Origin of the sequence: Leptolyngbya cf. ectocarpi LEGE 11479 (assembly GCF_015207065.1) — a bacterium.
Classification (GTDB): domain Bacteria; phylum Cyanobacteriota; class Cyanobacteriia; order Phormidesmidales; family Phormidesmidaceae; genus Leptothoe; species Leptothoe ectocarpi.
This window is the reverse complement of record NZ_JADEXP010000115.1, coordinates 1-16575: the sequence shown is the minus strand read 5'-3', so window position 1 is coordinate 16575 and position 16575 is coordinate 1. Positions and strand designations below refer to the sequence as shown.

Genomic DNA, 16575 nt, shown 5'->3' with positions numbered 1-16575 from the left:
GTTCTATGGCTATCTGGCTATGCAAAAGGGGTTTGCCTCCGAGTATGTAGTCCAGGATGATGCCCGCCACTACCTATTTTGGATGGAGCGTTTTCAAGCAGCGGAGGCTTTTCCCAATGACTTAATTGCTGACTATTTACAGTCGATTGCTCCCATGGGCTACAAGCTGCTGTATCGCATAGCCAGCTACTGCCACCTGCAGCCCGATTGGTTGGCGAAGGTGCTACCGACGGTTTTGGGTGGGATTGCGGCTGGCTATTACTACGGTCTTACCGTGGCGATTTTTCCGGTGCCTGTGGCGGGGGTAATGGCGTCAGTCATGCTGAGTCAGCATCTATGGTGCATCGATAATTTGGTGTCCGCGTCACCGCGAGCCTTTATTTATCCTTTGTTGATTCCGCTGTTGTTTTATTGGGTGCGGCGACAGCGGGGACAGAGTCTTGTCTGTCTGGGATTGCTCACGCTGTTTTATCCGCCTGTGGCTGTGGTCGCAACCACGCTCTATGCTGCTGACGCGGTGGATTGGCCAGCGCTACGGGTAAAGTGGTATCGGCCTTGGGTGACTGTTTATCGGGGACGTTTGCGGGTTGCGATCGCAGCCCTGCTCATCGCAGCCTTCTGCATTTTGCCCACCTATGTGTTTGCCCATCAGACATTTGGGCCAGTGGTGACCATGGCCCAGGCCCACACCATGCCAGAATTTCAGCCCACGGGTCGGCATTCATTTTTTCGCGAGGGCATCTCCCGCTATTGGTTGGTTTTGTTTGGCGGCCATGGTGCCCTGCTCAAACGCACCATCTTTACGCCCGTCACATTAGTGGCCGCTCTGTTTTTATTGCCTATGCAGCGGCTGGGAGTCCAGACATTTCCTGGACTGCGCGCTATCCACCCAGCCATTCATGTCTTTACCAAGCTCACGGTAGTCAGCATTGTCTGGTTTATCGCGGCCTATGCCCAGGCATTTAAATTGCACATGCCGGGGCGCTACACCAGCCACTGCATCCTGCTGGCAATGCCCATACTGGCCGCCATTGCCTGGACATTAATTCTAGAAAAAATCTGTAAGCGAATGGAGAACACAGCCCCTCTAGCCGTGGCACTCATCGTCGTGCCGCTGTTGTTCTACTATCCGCTGCTGCTCAAAAACTTTCCCAAGACCCTCTACGTCACAGGGCATGAAGCCCCCATTTATGAGTACTTACAGCAGCAGCCCCAGGACACCCTGGTGGCATCCCTGGACTACGAAGCAGATAATATTCCCATCTTTGCCAAGCGCTCTGTCCTGATTGCTCCCGAATATGCCACCCCTTTTCATTTAGGGTATTACCGACAAATTCGTCAGCGGGCAGCGGCGCTACTGCAGGTTCACTACACCCCCGATAGGGCTAAGCTCAAACGCTTTGTTGACCAATATGGTGTTGATTTTTGGCTAGTGCAGAAAAGTGCCTTTGCTCCTGAGTATCTAACCCAGCATCGATACTGGGCCAATAACTATCAGCCGCTGACCCAAACAGTGGCCGAGCGGATGGGCCAGCCCAGTATCCTGCAAACCACCGCTGCCTCCTGTGCCGTGGTCGAGACAGAGCGCTTTTGGCTGGCGTCTAGTGTCTGTGTACTCAATGACCATAAATAATTCAATAATCAGCAACCACAGATGCCCAGACAGAAACGGCACAGGGGGCTCAGCAGCAGTATGATCGAGGGCGCCCTTGAGTCCTTGTAATCCATGACGCTTCGTTTCCCTCGTTGGCTGATCACATGCTATCGATCGCCTTGGACAGCGGTTATTATTGTCGCCGTGCTAGGTCTGGTCGGCGCGCTTAACCACAGCATGTGGCGCGATGAGATGAACGTATGGCTGATCGCGCGAGACAGCCCATCCTGGGGAGCGTTTGTGGAGAATATTCACTACGATCGAGCCCATCCAGGGCTATGGCATCTGCTGGTAGCGGCGCTGTATCACCTGTTTGGTCATCCCATTGCGATGCAGGTCTTTCACTGGCTGTTGGCCATGGGGTCGGTACTTTTAATCTGGCGCTGCAGCCCCTTTACTCAATGGCAAAAGTGGCTGATGACGTTTGGCTATCTGCCGTTCTATGAGCATTTACTGATCGCCCGTAACTATGCGGTGGCCATGGTGCTGTTGTTTGCTATCTGTGCCCTGTGGCCCCAGCGGTGGCGGGCCTACTGGCCGTTGGCCGGGCTGCTGGTGTTACTGGCCAACAGTAATGTTTATGCATTATTAATTGCGATCGCCCTCACCCTTACCCTGGCCTTAGAGCTTTTGTTCGAACCCAAGCTGCGTCAGAACTGGCTCGATATTCTTTTTAGTGGCAGTTTAGTTATCGCGGGCTGTGGCTTGGCGCTGTATTTTATTTTGCCCCCCAGCGATGTGGCCAATCAGGCTCTCGGTGACTATGTCACAGGCATCGACGTGCGCCAGCTGCTCAAGGCCATTGGTCGTGTGTTTGGGGGCTATTACATCATCATCCCCAACGGTGCGCGTTATCTAGATTTACTTGTATGCGCAGCCATTGCACTGGGCTCATGCTTTGTCATGGCTATTAGACTGATCCAAAAACCGTATGCCCTTGCTTTTTATCTGCTGGGCAACGGCATTTTACTGGGGTTTACCTATGCCAAATTCATGCCCAGCGCTATCCGGCACTATGGCAATTTTTACCTGATTCTGATTGCATCCCTATGGTTGGCGAGCCACTATGGGCCATCTTCCGTTATTTCCCAGCGGCTGGAAAATGTCTGGCCGTCCCAGCGATGGTTTAACCCCATATTTGCCACCATTTTGGTGTTTCACCTGCTCGGCGGCGTGTTCCTATTCACCATGGATTTTGTCATTCCTTATTCTGCCAGTCGCACCGCTGCTGCTTACATGCGTCAGGCAAACCTGCAGGACGAGTTTATTGTGGCCAGCCGTGACGCCCAAATGGCATCCCTAAGTGGCTATGCTGACCGTCCCTTTTATTTCCCAGAACGACGGGCCATCGGCAGCTATACTCTATTCTTCAAAGGAGCACGCCGCGAAGTCACCCAGCCAGAAGTTATCCAGCAAGTCAACCAGCTGCTAGAGCAACACCCCAAAATCCTCCTGGTGCTAACCAAGGAGCTAACAGAACCAACACCTAGCCTGACCGTTGAGCCTATTCAGGCGTTTACCAAGGCCTGGCAGGACGAAGAGTATCACCTCTACTGGGTGACGGCTACGCAGTAGAGGTGCAGTAAAGGTTAACTAAAAAGGCTAACTAAGGTGCAGAGGTCTAAAGCAGAATCTAGGACTCAGATTCTGCGGTGTCAGGGGCTGCATCAGACGTGGTATCGGGTGCTGATACTGCTTCTTTTTTAGCCTGAGCACGCTGCTCACGTTTTTTACGCTCAGCCGCCAAGATATCTTTCATCACTTCCTGGGCTTGAGCCATCTTTTCCAGGTTACTGCGATAGAGCTCTAAGTCTTTGTCTACCTTGTCCGAGGGTAAGGCTAGCATGTCAGCGGCTGCCTTTAGCAGCTCTTCGCGTTTGTCCTTATCATCTAAGGCTGACTTATCGACGGTTTCAAACAGGGTGTAGAGACCCACAGCCATGAGCCGGGTATATTTGGCACTGGCTTGGTTCGCCACCATGTGCAGCTTGCCTTGCAAACTATCACCATTGGTGGCCTTAGCATTGGTCAGTTGAGTATTGAGATCGCTCAAGGATAGATTGGAGAGATCGGTTGTTAATGCATCAGCATCCTGACGATATTGCTGGGGATCGCCTCCCACGGCCCTACAGATGGCTGCAAAAATTGATTCTTTGTCTTCGGCTGGCTCATACCCCACCATAAACCGATCAAAGCTGGTGACCACACCAAGGGCATATAGGGGATTGTAGACAAAATCAACATTTACCGAGAGCAGATGCATTTCCACCATCAGTTCCTCAACCACTCGCCGGTAGAGAGAATTGATCGGACGAGAATGATAATTATAAAAGGCTCGCTTGGTATCGGAAACCGTACGGAGGTTAGTCACAGGTGGGGATAATAAAACGCTAGACATCATTTTCTACTGAGGACGACCTTTTGCCAAGAATCGTACGATCCAGGCTAAATCGTTTTTTGTGATGGATGCCTCTAACACCTTAACGAAATTAACCGCCAATATAAACAAATAATTGGCTTTGAAAAAATTGGCTTCGAATCTGAGATTCGAAGCCAATTTTTTCAAGTAGCTGATTTGTTGGAATACGGTAGATTTTGCCTAAAATGTCATGGGCTCAGGGGCGGCTTTGATAGCTTCGTCTTCGCTGTCATAGATAGCAAACACAGAATCCATCATGGTCACTTCAAAAACCAATTTTGATTCTGGGTGTACATTGCAGAGCTTAAAGCTGCCTTGGACCTTATCAGCATCTCGCATTCCTGCCACCAGGGATGTCAGACCTGAGCTATCGATAAAGTTGACCTGACCCAGATTGACAATAATATGGGGTGTGGTTTTTTCAATACATTCCTGTAGCTTCAGGCGAAACTGCCAGGCTGTAGTGATATCCAGTCGCCCTTGGGGTGAGAAGACAACAATGTCGTGGTTACTGTCGGGGGGAGTGACGATTTTTTGCTCCATAGTGACCGGCCCTTAATATCTTCTACCTACATGTGCTAATTCTGATGAGCATATGCTTACTCTATGCTTACATCTCATGATGCCCTTGCGTCCACTAGAAAGGACTGAACTATCAAAGCCTTACGACAAATTGCGGATTTTTATTGACATCCAGTGAACTTGACCGTACGCAAATACAACATGCTTAGGATAACGACATAAACCAGTATGCACAAACATACATCCTGAATCAGGATATTTACGCAAGTGGATGTTCTGTATTACGTCTCGTCAGTTTGACGACGCGCTGTCTGTAGTTACCACAAGCTGTCCGTAAATAAATACAGTACACCCATTTAGCATACTTAGTTGATGCTAAATGGGTGTACATAGTTCCATCTGGTAGCGGCGAGTGGCTGAACCCAATAGCAATTACCCAGGCCAGTTAACCCAGTCTTGAGGTTTGAGAAAAATTTCGTAAAGTTTAGCTTCAGGTGTACCTGGCTCTGGTGCATAGCTATATTCCCAACGCACCATGGGAGGCAACGACATCAGGATAGACTCTGTTCGACCGTTGGTTTGTAAGCCAAAGATGGTACCTCGATCGTAAACAAGATTGAACTCTACATAGCGACCGCGACGATAGAGTTGGAAGTTACGCTGATGCTCTCCGTATTCGGTATGGCGTCGCTTTTCGACGATGGGTACGTAGGATGGCAAAAATGCATCGCCACAGTCAATGGCAAATTTGAACAGGTCTTCCCAACTGCGCTGAGGTGGCTGCCCTACCTGCTGGCTGTGCTGAGCAGCAGGACCATCTTGACTGGGACCGCGATATAGATCGCCAGTACCGTCCTGATAGTCAAAAAATACGCCGCCTACACCACGGGTCTCTTGACGATGTTTTAAGTAAAAGTATTCGTCACACCATAGTTTGAAGGTGTTGTAATATTCGGGATGGTTGCGATCGCACGCTTCCTTGAGTGTGCGATGGAACTGCACCACATCTTCTTCAAATGGATAGTAGGGCGTCAGATCAATCCCACCTCCAAACCACCAAACTGGACCAGCTTCAAAGTAGCGATAGTTTAAGTGAACCGTCGGTATGTAAGGATTACGGGGATGCAACACCATGGATGTGCCCGTAGCGTAAAAGCCATGGCCCTCAGCTTCGGGGCGCTGCATCAAAATCGAAGGGGGTAGACGATCACCCCAAACCTCTGAAAAGTTAACGCCCCCTTGTTCAAAAACGTCACCTTCCTTCATCACCCGTGAACGACCGCCCCCACCATCGGGACGGGTCCACTGGTCTTCCATAAACTGACCAACACCATCAACCTCGGCCAGCTTCTGACAAATGCGATCCTGCAGTCCTTTAAAACCCTGGCTCACGCGCTCACGTGAATCACTGGGAGGAGCAACTGGGCTAGATACCTTTTGCGTAGAAGCGATGACCATGGCGATCTAGAACTAAAAAAACAAAATTAATAAAACGGCTGCTGCTGGATGTACCCACATAGCTCAACGAAGTAGCTAAATAGAACAGAACAGATTCAAACCACTGCTCAAAACTACAAACGCTGAAAGCAGCTATTAACGATAATGAATCACGATTTTAGAGTTTTTGAACCAAGTTGACACACAGTGTGACAATCCTTGACAAAAGCTCGAAGCTATGTGGGCGTGTCGTTTGCGGCTTTAGCCCAAGGGTAGCCCGTAAGTTGAATGTTAACCCAGGGTTAAAATGCCTTTCAAGATAAAAAATTACGCGTCTTGCTCCTGCTTGATCAGTCGTTTCTTTGGCAACCGGCATAGCCCGTTTTGAAAATATTCAGGACGGCACCTGCTTTCCTGAATGATTGCTATCAATCTGAACAGACCGCATGCGCATCTATGCTTCGACTCTGGTTTCAGTCACTACAACGGCAATTTTTTGACCACGTCTCTCCCCAGTCAGCCGAACGCTCGGCCCTGCTGCAGAGGAGTAAGCGCACATTGGAAAAACACTATCAAGTCAGCAGTACAGCTTCAGTAGATGCGCTGTGGCAAACCATGAATGATCTGGCCGGGCTAGCCTCCTGGCATCCATTGATTACATCGACCAATGCACCCAGCGGGCAGCAGGCAAAACCGGGCCTGATTTACCGAGTTTTTGCTCGCTGGGTGCCCGTTCCCATCAAGATTTTTGTAGAGAACGTGCTGCCAGGTGAGTATATTAGCCTGCGCATTTTTCCTGTGCCGGGTTTAGAAGAACGTGCAGTTTATCGCCTGGAGTCGTCTTTGTGTGGCACGCTCATTTCCTATTCCATTGAGCTGAAGGGATGGCTGTCCCCCGTTGCCTGGTCATTTCTACGCCCCTATGCTGCCAAAGTTGCAGCGGCCCTGGCGCAAGCTGCCGAACAAGCCACCACCTCCGGCATGATGCCCAATCGATATCGAGATATTTTTAGCTAGCTCCCCCAACGTTATCTAGGTGTAGAAGCATTCTGAGGCGTTCTACAGAGTGCCTCTACACCATCGGACATGAAGCCTTAGAATAGTGGCAAACATTCTCGTAAGAATTTGTCCGTTTATATCCGTCTTTCATAAACATGATGCCGACAACTGAGGCAATTCTGGACGCGCTGCGCCCCGTTCAAGATCCTGAGCTGCAGAAAAGCTTGGTGGAACTTAACATGATTCGCAATGTGGCCGTCGATAACGGCCAGGTAAGTTTTACCCTAGTGCTGACAACACCAGCCTGTCCCCTCAAAGAGTTCATTGTTGAAGACTGCGAAAAAGCCGTTAAGACTCTCTCAGGAGTAACCTCGGTTGATGTTGACGTAACCGCTGAAACGCCTCAACAAAAGTCTTCCCTGCCCGATCAGCAAGGTATTGATCGGGTCAAAAATATTTTAGCGGTGTCCAGTGGTAAAGGCGGCGTGGGTAAGAGTACCGTCGCAGTGAACCTGGCCGTTGCTCTGGCAGCGGCAGGGGCTAAAGTGGGCCTGCTGGATGCTGATATCTATGGCCCTAACGCCCCCATTATGATGGGTTTAAAAGATGGCAATGTCGTTGTTCGCGACGGAGCTGATGGCCAGCAAGAACTAGAGCCTGCCTTTAACCATGGTGTCAAGCTAGTTTCCATGGGGTTTCTGATCGATCGCGATCAGCCAGTGGTGTGGCGTGGCCCCATGTTAAATGGCATCATTCGCCAATTTCTGTACCAGGTGCAGTGGGGTGATCTGGACTACCTCATTGTGGATATGCCCCCCGGTACGGGGGATGCTCAGCTCACCATGGCCCAGGCGGTGCCCATGGCCGGTGTGGTCATTGTCACCACGCCTCAGGATGTGGCTCTCTCCGATGCCCGACGTGGTTTGAAAATGTTCCAGCAGCTGAATGTGCGAGTGCTGGGTATCGTCGAGAACATGAGCTACTTTATCCCGCCTGATATGCCTGAGAAGAACTACGACATTTTTGGTTCCGGGGGAGGGGCTAAAGCGGCTGAAGCATTAAATGTGCCTTTATTAGGCTGTGTCCCTTTAGAGATGCCTGTTCGAGAAGGAGGCGATTCTGGGACACCTATTGTATTAGCCCACCCTGGCTCGGCCTCTGCCGAAGCCCTGACTAAAATTTCTCAGCAGGTAGCGGCGAAGGTTTCGATAGCGGCTCTAACCTAGATTCGTAATCTCCATAAAATCCTTTTCTCCATTGGTTTTGCTTTTATGGCTCAAACCACATTTCTAGGCAAATGGTTTCATCGCTGGCTTCATCCCTGGCGGGGTATTGATTGGCTATTGCTCTTGTTTCCCGTTGGCATCTCGTTATTTTCGAGTCTGCTGATTGCCAGTACCCGGCTATATACCGGGGAGACTGATCTCGCCTGGAACCACGTGATTATGTGTGCTGTCGGTGTGGTCCTGTCCATGTGGATAGCCCGCAGCCGCTATGAGTCTCTGCTGGAGTGGCGCTGGGTAATTTATTTAATTACCAATATCTCCTTAGTCGCTGTGATGGTAATTGGGACTGTGGGTAACGGTGCCCAGAGCTGGATCAGCATTGGCGGCTTTAACATTCAGCCGTCGGAGTTTGCCAAGGTCGGGATCATTATTACCTTGGCTGCCGCCCTCAAAGATCGCGAATCGACCACATTGGGGGGCCTGCTCAAGGCTTTGGGAATTACCGCCGTGCCCTGGGCTTTGATCTTTTTACAGCCGGATTTAGGGACGTCTCTCGTATTTGGGGCGATTGTCTTGGGCATGCTCTATTGGAGCAATATGAACCCAGGTTGGCTGGTGCTGCTGGTGTCTCCCATTGTGGCGGCGATCATCTTTAATTTCTATATCCCTGTGTGGATCGGCTGGGTGATTATGATGGGCGTCATTGCCTGGATGACGCTGCCGTTGCGTTGGTATAGCACGTTGATTGTAGTGGTGATCAATTCGATTGCCGGTAAGATTGGCGAGTTGCTGTGGGGATTACTCCAGGAATATCAGCGAGACCGGCTTACTCTGTTTTTACATCCTGAGCAAGATCCTTTGGGTGGGGGCTATCACCTAATTCAGTCGCGCATTGCTATTGGTTCCGGCCAGCTGTGGGGACGTGGGCTATTCCATGGCACTCAAACTCAGCTGAGTTTTATTCCTGAGCAGCATACGGACTTTATTTTTTCTGCCCTGGGTGAGGAACTGGGGTTTATGGGGGCTTTAGCCACGGTGCTGGTCTTTTGGTTTATCTGCCTGCGGCTGATTGTTATCGCTCAAAATGCCAAGGATAATTTTGGCTCTTTGCTGGCGATTGGTGTGCTGTCAATGATTGTATTTCAGGTGGTGGTTAATATTGGCATGACCATTGGTTTAGCTCCGATTACGGGGATTCCGTTACCCTGGATGAGCTATGGCCGATCGTCACTGTTGACGAACTTTATTGCCATCGGCATTGTGGAATCGGTGGCGAATTTTCAGCATCGACTGAAGTTTTAGGGCCTGTTTTTATCCTGGGAGCAGCAACAGCTTAAAATTTACTTCTGACAGAGTACTAAACTAGTAAGCGAAACTCTAGCTCAGCGATAGCTCATGATAATCTTGCCCGGCTCTCCTGTGAAGGTGACCAATGTAAACGATACGTATTACGGGTTTCAGGGATTAGTACAGCGGATTACCGATGGAAAGGTGGCTGTGCTGTTTGAAGGGGGGAACTGGGATAAGTTGGTAACCTTCAGAATGTCCGATATTGAAGTAGTCAAGCCTAAGCGTGGCAAGAAAAAGTAAGCGAATATTCTGGGGGTACCCGTGTAATTTTCTGAGCATGGTGCTAATGTACTGAAGACGTTTGTACTATGTCATCAAACGATGCGTCTTCCTCTGCCCCAGCTGGCTGATCGCGATCGCAACCCAGCCCACATTGCTGAGGTCATTGAAACAGCGACAACTGAGTTTTTAGCCCAATGTCTTGAACCGGACGATCTCAGTTTTCCGGTGATGCCCCCCTTTGGCAGTTGGGTAAAGTCATTGGACGAGGAAGCCAGCAACCAGATCTATGGGGTGGTGTACTACGCCACCACGAGCCCGATTGACTCTGTACATCGGGCTCGTGCCTTGGGCATGTCATTGGAGGATTTACGGCAGCAGCAGCCTCAGATTTTTGCCATGCTTAAAACGGAGTTTCGGGTGGCCATCGTGGGTTATCAGACGGCGGCATCTGATGGTGGCGGTCGCTGTTATCAGCATCTACCACCGCGACCGCCTCAGGTACACCAGGCTGTGTATCAATGTGACCCAAATGAAGTGATTGGGTTTACAGAGGAGCTAGATTTTTTACGCACGTTGCTGCAGGTGAGCAATGTCCCCAGTGAGAGCCTGGCTGCCGCAGCAATTCGTGAGGTCTATCGGCTACGACAGTTTGACCGTGACTGGCTGGTACAGGCCGGGCGTACGGTTGGTATGCTCCTAAAAGATGACTATGACCGATTGCGGATGATTCTAAATCAGATTCATCCTTAGATATATCGAGCAATAGACCGAGCTGGAACGCGGCAGTGCGCGTATTAGCCGCTTTTTAATAGGTCAGCTCCAACCAGTCAAAAATGGTATCCAACTGCTCTGTTGATACGATACCAGATTGCCAAAGGGCTACAGGAACTAGGTTTGGGACCTGGTTACAGTCATCTAGCAATGATTCCAGCGTCGTGGCTGGGATCTTATGTTCGGTTTGCAAAAACTGGAATAAGTGAGTTGTTAAATTAGAGGCCATTACTAAACTGACAAGGTGATATAGGTTGATTTATTAACGAGACAGGCATTTATATGAGAAACATAGCAATTTTGTTTACTTTTGTAAAATGAATGATGCATATGTTTAAGAAATGCCCTGCATATTTCTGTGGGCTGGCTGGAGAGAGGACAGCCTCAAAAATCTTGATAGCTTCAACGCCCTCAATTGTGGCGAACGCATTTTAATCAGTCGGCGTTTCGTTGAATCACAAGCTGAATAAAACGTCAATGACATTGATAGCCTTTCTTTAAGGTTTAGTGCTTGCTAGGACTTTGACCTGGATCTCGTAAATATGCCTTGAGAGAATAGCTCAAGGCGTTCGGGTTGAGCCACTATAGGCACAGAGGGCAGACATACTGCTTCTTCGTTCTATAGGGATATTTTTATAACAAAGCAGCCCCCGGTACCTAGCGTGCCGGGGGTTATTAAGTACAAAGGCAACTTTCGAAACCGATGCCGCAGGTATGTTTTTATAAACGTGGCTGCGAAATATCTATGGGATAAGCTTCAAAGGCTTGATAGATAAGCTTTCATCCCTCTTAGAAGTGATGCTGCCCATGTATAAGAGTAAAAAATATATTTCTTAACAGAGAAAGGTGTTTTCCCCAGGGGTTTCCTCAGGTTTTCCACAGGCTGGGGAGAGTTATCCCCAGATCATTACCAAGGTTGAATAGATCTAAGGTTTCTGTGGAAAACGTTTGGGCTGTGGGATGTGAGTCTAATATGTAACGGCATGTAAATAAAATGGTGCCGTAACCCTTGTTCTCTCGTGAGTTAAGAATTCTTGTTAGGAAAACCTAAAGACTGAGGAGCATTGCTAATTTCTAGCGGCTCCTGCACAATAAAGCTCCACTCATTCAGGTGACCTAGTTATTGTTCCCAAGTGGCTGTTCCAAGGAGCTTCTAACATTTTTGTTAGCGCCGGGTTGGGCAGTGGGAAATGGCTAGGCCCTTGTTTGTGATGTTTACTTTTTGAAGGAGCTTTAGAGCCGATGCCTCCAGTTACAGGTCAGACGACTGTTAGCCTTATGGTAGAAATTCCCGAAGCCCTACATTTATCGATTCAGGACTATTTGAACGTCCATGAACTGTGGAGTCAGGAGCGGATGATGCAGGCTGCTCTCTCCCTGTTTTTAATGCAAAACGGTGTTAATCAGCCCCATGTGAATAGTCTTTATCTGGATAGTCTATTTGGGACTCCAGCGTAGCCAATGTCTGCTGCAATCAGTGGGCAGCGACATGAGCGGCTGGCAAAACTCTATAGATATTTGTTAGACATTTGTTGCATGTAGCCTCTGACGAGCCTGTCAGGGGCCTTTTTGTAGGGTGTGGAAAATCCTGCTGAGGGCTGACAAACTGACTATGCTGAGATTGGGGACTGCTTGAGATCGGCAACACCGATGTTTTGGGAGGTGGTGAATGGAGACGTTTGACTGGATTGTGATCGGGAATGGCTTAGCTGGGGCGGCCCTCAGCTATGAGCTAAGGCGTCAGGGACTATCGGTGTTGCTGGTGGATGATGGCAACCCTGATAGTGCCACTCGCTGCAGCTATGGAGGAATTGCTTACTGGTCAGGGACGGATGCCATTACCAAGGAGCTATGTCAGGCAGGGATTGAGCGCCATCGTCAGTTATCGGAAGAGTTAGGGGCAACGACTGAATTTAGGGAGTTAGATTTGCTGCTGACGTTTGCACCTGATGTGGATGGGGCTGGTTTGGTTCAGCAGTATGGAAAATTTGCGATCGCACCCCGCCTGATTTCAGCCCAGGACGCCCACGCCCTCGAACCCCAGCTAAAAAGTGATGCCATTGGCGGAGCCTTGACCGTTAGACATGGCCATGTCCACCCGATCAAAACCCTAGGCGCATTTAACCAAGCCTTTCGCCAGTTAGGGGGGCAACAGATGATGGCAGAGGTCACTGGTCTAGTGCGGGTCAAAGACCGGATCACAGGTATCCTTACCCAAACCCAGGCCTATGCCGCGAGCAACGTTGTGGTTGCAGCTGGAGGCTATAGTCGCAGACTGTTGCAAGCGACTAAGCTCTCCATTCCGCTCTATCACACCCATGCTGAAATTGTTGAGTGTCCTAAGGTTGAGCAGCTTTTACAGACACTGATTATGCCTGCTGCCGCTAGTCGCTTTGATGCGGAGGCCAAAGCCAGTGACCCCGCCAGCGATCGCCTATGGGACGACAGCTCATCCCATGAAATTGCACCGCCTATTTTAGATACGGGCGTGATTCAGTTTTTAGATGGGGGTACCTATATTGGTCAGGTTAGCCGTTTTCGCACAGACTTAGATGCCGCCTCCATTGACGCTGCCAAAAGTGAAGCTGCCATGCGTCAGGGTATTGTGGCCCAGCTTCCCTGTCTGACTGAGATTCCTGGCCGATGGCGACATTGTTTAGTCACCTTTAGCCGTGATGGTCTGCCGCTTATCGGCCCTTTGCCTGGTGTTGACGGTCTACACATTTTCTCCGGCTTTACCAGTCCCTTTGCCCTGCTCTTACCCATCGCCCAACGGTTTGCTACCTGGGTAAATGCTCCAGAACAATCCGACAGCCTGATAGAACAAATGCTAGTGGAACGATTCCAACAGCATTAAACAATATTTTAAAAATATTGTTAAACGGCGCTAGCTCTATCGATATAACACCTCGTTCAGCAACGGCTGCCCTAACTGGTATACCTGCAATCGAATGGTATTCGGATCGGCAGATTGAAAACTGACCACATAGGTCGTATCCCCGTTGTGAAAGCGATATTGAGGCCGCTCAGTAGTCCCCGCCACATCAAAATCAATCAGCTGAATCGATGCTCCAGTATAGCGATTAACGCCTCGGTACAGATAGGCCGCAGGTTCCCATGCCCCAATGGTGACCTGCCAGTCACGATTGGCAAACTCACCTGAAATTAGGGAACAGTTATTAATCTCTGCATAGCCATAGGGATCTGCCGGACGGTCAACCGTATAGGCCTGGCAGACCTCGGCCCGAGCTGGAAAATTCAGGCCAGAAACCATGGCAATGGCTGCGGTGGTAGCAATGATGGGTATGCGACAGTTCATAAGCGGCGTTCTCAACGGACTGTCTAAGGCTTCACTCTCAAACCGGATAATTTCGAGCAGATGGATCTTCGTGTAGGTTAATCTCGCGCAGAAAAGTGTCAACAATTTCTGTATTGATCGCTGCTTTTATCTATGGTCAAGCAGCTTACTATTGAAAATAAGCTATGATCTAAGGGTCTGCAGGTGCTGACCTGATTTGACTGTTTGCTGCTCGCTCAATTGCCCACTTAATAGATTCAGGGGTTCAAAATCCATGACGGTAACTGCTTATGCCACTCCGGCATTCTGTGACGGTATTCAATATTTTGGTGAAGCCCCTGCTGACGTAGTGGCCTATCTGGATACGGCAGCCATTGGTGAAGGTGATGTTGAGATCGCATCTCCAACGGATCCCAAAGCCGTCTATCAGACTATCCTCGCGGCCGACGCCCTACGCTATTTGACCTTACAAATGACCGCCAGCAAACAGACAGGTCATCCCGGTGGCTTTGCCAGTATCGCCGATGGCATTGCCGCTCTAGTCATGCTGGGCTATAAGAATTTGATTACAGAAGTGGGACACCACGCCCCTGGTTTCTACAGCACGGTCTTTATGGATCAATCCTTAGAGGATATGGGGATTGAAACCGTCAGTCAGCTTTGCGATCGCTTCCGCGAAACCCACGGTCTCCTGGGTCACCTCTCCGGCCAAATCCCTGGATTGCTCAACCCCGCCGGTCCCCTGGGGCAGGGACAACATTTTGCCATGGCTGGAGCCAAGCTCTACCCAGACACTCTATTTCCGGTAACCATCGGTGATGGCGGACTGGGTGAACCCTACATTATGAGCAGCATCGGTCACTTCACCACGGCTTATCCCAAAACTACCAACTTCTTACCCATTCTCGTGTGGAATGGATTTTCCCAGGAGCACCACAGTATGGTGTCCACCCAGTCCAATGAAGCTATGATTACCTACTGGCAGGGCAACGGCTTTAAGGATGTGATTTTGGTTGATGCCAAAGACTACGACGATGCCGACCAGCCCGGTGCCTATGTGGACAGCACCGCCTTTTCGCTTAAGCAGCGTATGGCCTTTACCCAGGCACTGCTAGAAGCCACAGATAAAGCCGCCAAACAGGCGTTGTCCGGCACCCTTACTGTGCTTATTGTCAAACAGCTTAAGGGAGCCGGAGTGCACAAACGCGGAGCCAAATCCCACAACCTTTACCCCGGCGATACCCTCGACAAAGACTATATTGCCGCTGCGCTACAAACTCGGGCACTGCCAGCTGTTGGCTGGGATTTAGTCCGCACCAACTTTGCCCGCTCCAATGGTGGCCCCAATGTCAAAACTGCGGTCACCGAATCTGAGCTACCTCTGGCAGATTTAGGGACTCTACCTCTGAACGAATTCCCTGTGGATGGCGATAAACAGGTTGCCACCACGGCCATGGGATTGCTGGTGGGCCATGTGGGCCAGCAAGATTCCACATTTGTGGTGACCAATGCTGACGGTAACGCCGCCTCAGGTATCAACAACATTAACCAGGCCCTCAAAATTGTTCACCCCACCGTAGACGATCTGTATTTTCAAGGTCCAACGGGTCAGGTGTATGAGCCCCTGAGTGAAGACGCCTGTGCCGGTATGGCAGCAGCCCAGGCCCTATTTGGCGGCCGCAGTCTGTGGTGCTCTTACGAGTCCTTTGCCATCAACGGTCTGCCCATTTGGCAAACTGTCACCCAGGCTATGGCAGAGCTGCGTCGTAACACTCCCTCCACCATTTGTCTCTTTACCGCCGGGGCTTTGGAGCAGGGACGTAACGGCTGGACCCACCAACGCCCCGAGATTGAAAATTACTTTGCTGCCATGATGCGCAACGGTAATGTATTTCCTCTTTTTCCCATTGATGCCAACAGTATCCAAGCCTGTTACGAATGGGCTGTGAGCACCAGCAACAAAGGTATTACCATTACCGCTAGTAAGTCTCCTCTGCCAGTGCGTACCACCCTCGCTCAAACGCGCGAGGCTCTTAAAACAGGTGCCATTACTCTTCAAGAAACCCCTGGAGATAAAACTGTTGTCTTTGCAGTTGTGGGGGATATGATGCTCCTCCCTGTCTTAGAAGCAGCGGCAGTTCTGGCTCAAGCAGGTATTGGCTCCAAGGTTGTGGGTATTGTTAGCCCACGACAACTTTACCGCTCCAGCGATGTGGCTTGGAATACGTGCCGCAATGGTGATAATACGTTCTTAAGCGATCAGGCCTTTGCTGACCTCTTTGCAGGTGATGCCTTGCTGGGGGTAACTGGAGGAGCCAGCGCCATGTTGGAACCTGTTATGTTGCGCAGCGCTTTGCCTCGAGACGTGATGGCCTGGAAGCGAGGTGAAACCACTGCTAACGCTGGTCAGCTTTTTGCCTTTAATGGATTGACAGCTGATGCGATAGCAGAGAGAAGTAAGTCCTTGTTGTTGGGGTAGATCACTTTCTCAATCGCACACTGTTTTAGTTTTGTGTGGACACCTGAGATTGTTGACTACACATAGAACACAATCTCAGGCAGGCAGCCCAAGTAATCTAACAACGATTCAATCTCGCCATGCTCAGACAGGCATATCAAGCGTGTAGAGCTGTGTTTAGTCCACCTATTCAAGTATTCCTGAAGTATCGTTTACGCC

Annotated in this window: 14 protein-coding genes and 1 pseudogene; 10 read left to right on the top strand and 5 right to left on the bottom strand. The window is 50.1% G+C overall.

Translation table 11 applies throughout. The features are described from left to right. Both IQ260_RS13810 and IQ260_RS13805 read left to right on the top strand, forming a co-directional pair. The coding region (locus IQ260_RS13810) for a hypothetical protein (RefSeq protein WP_228016043.1) at positions 1-1633 on the top strand (1633 nt) is incomplete at its 5' end. Between the two features lie 93 nt (positions 1634-1726). After that, complete coding sequence (locus tag IQ260_RS13805) at positions 1727-3229, top strand: hypothetical protein (RefSeq protein ID WP_193993690.1); 1503 nt, start codon at positions 1727-1729, stop codon at positions 3227-3229. Between the two features lie 58 nt (positions 3230-3287). On the opposite strand, the gene psb29 is transcribed toward IQ260_RS13805, so the two are convergent. From psb29 to hemF, 3 genes are all read right to left on the bottom strand, one after another. After that, positions 3288-4025, bottom strand: coding sequence for a photosystem II biogenesis protein Psp29 (gene psb29, locus IQ260_RS13800; protein ID WP_193993689.1), 738 nt, complete (start codon positions 4023-4025; stop codon positions 3288-3290). Between the two features lie 228 nt (positions 4026-4253). Then, positions 4254-4616, bottom strand: a complete 363-nt coding sequence (locus tag IQ260_RS13795) for an STAS domain-containing protein (RefSeq protein ID WP_193993688.1) — start codon at positions 4614-4616, stop codon at positions 4254-4256. Between the two features lie 411 nt (positions 4617-5027). Beyond that, on the bottom strand, positions 5028-6053 hold the full coding sequence (gene hemF / locus IQ260_RS13790; protein WP_193993687.1) for an oxygen-dependent coproporphyrinogen oxidase: 1026 nt from the start codon (positions 6051-6053) through the stop codon (positions 5028-5030). Between the two features lie 435 nt (positions 6054-6488). Here hemF and IQ260_RS13785 point away from each other — a divergent pair, with 435 nt between their 5' ends. The 5 genes and pseudogenes from IQ260_RS13785 to IQ260_RS13765 all read left to right on the top strand — a co-directional run bounded on the left by IQ260_RS13785 (position 6489) and on the right by IQ260_RS13765 (position 10579). After that, positions 6489-7049: an SRPBCC family protein gene (locus IQ260_RS13785; RefSeq protein WP_193993686.1), complete on the top strand. Its 561-nt coding sequence runs from the start codon at positions 6489-6491 to the stop codon at positions 7047-7049. 137 nt (positions 7050-7186) lie between these two features. Further along, positions 7187-8257, top strand: coding sequence for an Mrp/NBP35 family ATP-binding protein (locus IQ260_RS13780; RefSeq protein WP_456152053.1), 1071 nt, complete (start codon positions 7187-7189; stop codon positions 8255-8257). A gap of 45 nt (positions 8258-8302) precedes the next feature. Then, positions 8303-9559 (top strand): rod shape-determining protein RodA, encoded by a 1257-nt coding sequence (gene rodA, locus IQ260_RS13775; RefSeq protein ID WP_193993685.1) that lies wholly within the window; start codon positions 8303-8305, stop codon positions 9557-9559. A gap of 90 nt (positions 9560-9649) precedes the next feature. Beyond that, positions 9650-9847, top strand: a pseudogene (locus IQ260_RS13770) (NAD(P)H dehydrogenase subunit NdhS); the annotation flags it as partial. Positions 9848-9928: 81 nt separating this feature from the next. After that, positions 9929-10579 carry an HAS-barrel domain-containing protein gene (locus IQ260_RS13765; RefSeq protein ID WP_193993683.1) on the top strand — a complete coding sequence of 217 codons (651 nt, stop codon included), beginning with the start codon at positions 9929-9931 and terminating at the stop codon, positions 10577-10579. Between the two features lie 55 nt (positions 10580-10634). On the opposite strand, the gene IQ260_RS13760 is transcribed toward IQ260_RS13765, so the two are convergent. Beyond that, positions 10635-10829 carry a DUF2949 domain-containing protein gene (locus IQ260_RS13760; RefSeq protein ID WP_193993682.1) on the bottom strand — a complete coding sequence of 65 codons (195 nt, stop codon included), beginning with the start codon at positions 10827-10829 and terminating at the stop codon, positions 10635-10637. A 1013-nt stretch (positions 10830-11842) separates the two neighbouring features. Between IQ260_RS13760 and IQ260_RS13755 the strand changes: the two genes are divergently transcribed. Further along, a complete protein-coding gene (locus IQ260_RS13755) occupies positions 11843-12058 on the top strand; it encodes a DUF2811 domain-containing protein (protein WP_193993681.1) in 216 nt (71 codons plus the stop codon). A 211-nt stretch (positions 12059-12269) separates the two neighbouring features. Then, on the top strand, positions 12270-13457 hold the full coding sequence (locus IQ260_RS13750; protein WP_193993680.1) for an NAD(P)/FAD-dependent oxidoreductase: 1188 nt from the start codon (positions 12270-12272) through the stop codon (positions 13455-13457). Between the two features lie 36 nt (positions 13458-13493). Here IQ260_RS13750 and IQ260_RS13745 read toward each other — a convergent pair whose 3' ends face one another. Continuing rightward, a complete protein-coding gene (locus IQ260_RS13745; RefSeq protein ID WP_193993679.1) occupies positions 13494-13919 on the bottom strand; it encodes a hypothetical protein in 426 nt (141 codons plus the stop codon). A gap of 253 nt (positions 13920-14172) precedes the next feature. Between IQ260_RS13745 and IQ260_RS13740 the strand changes: the two genes are divergently transcribed. Then, positions 14173-16377, top strand: a complete 2205-nt coding sequence (locus tag IQ260_RS13740) for a phosphoketolase family protein (RefSeq protein ID WP_193993678.1) — start codon at positions 14173-14175, stop codon at positions 16375-16377. Positions 16378-16575: the final 198 nt, after the last annotated feature.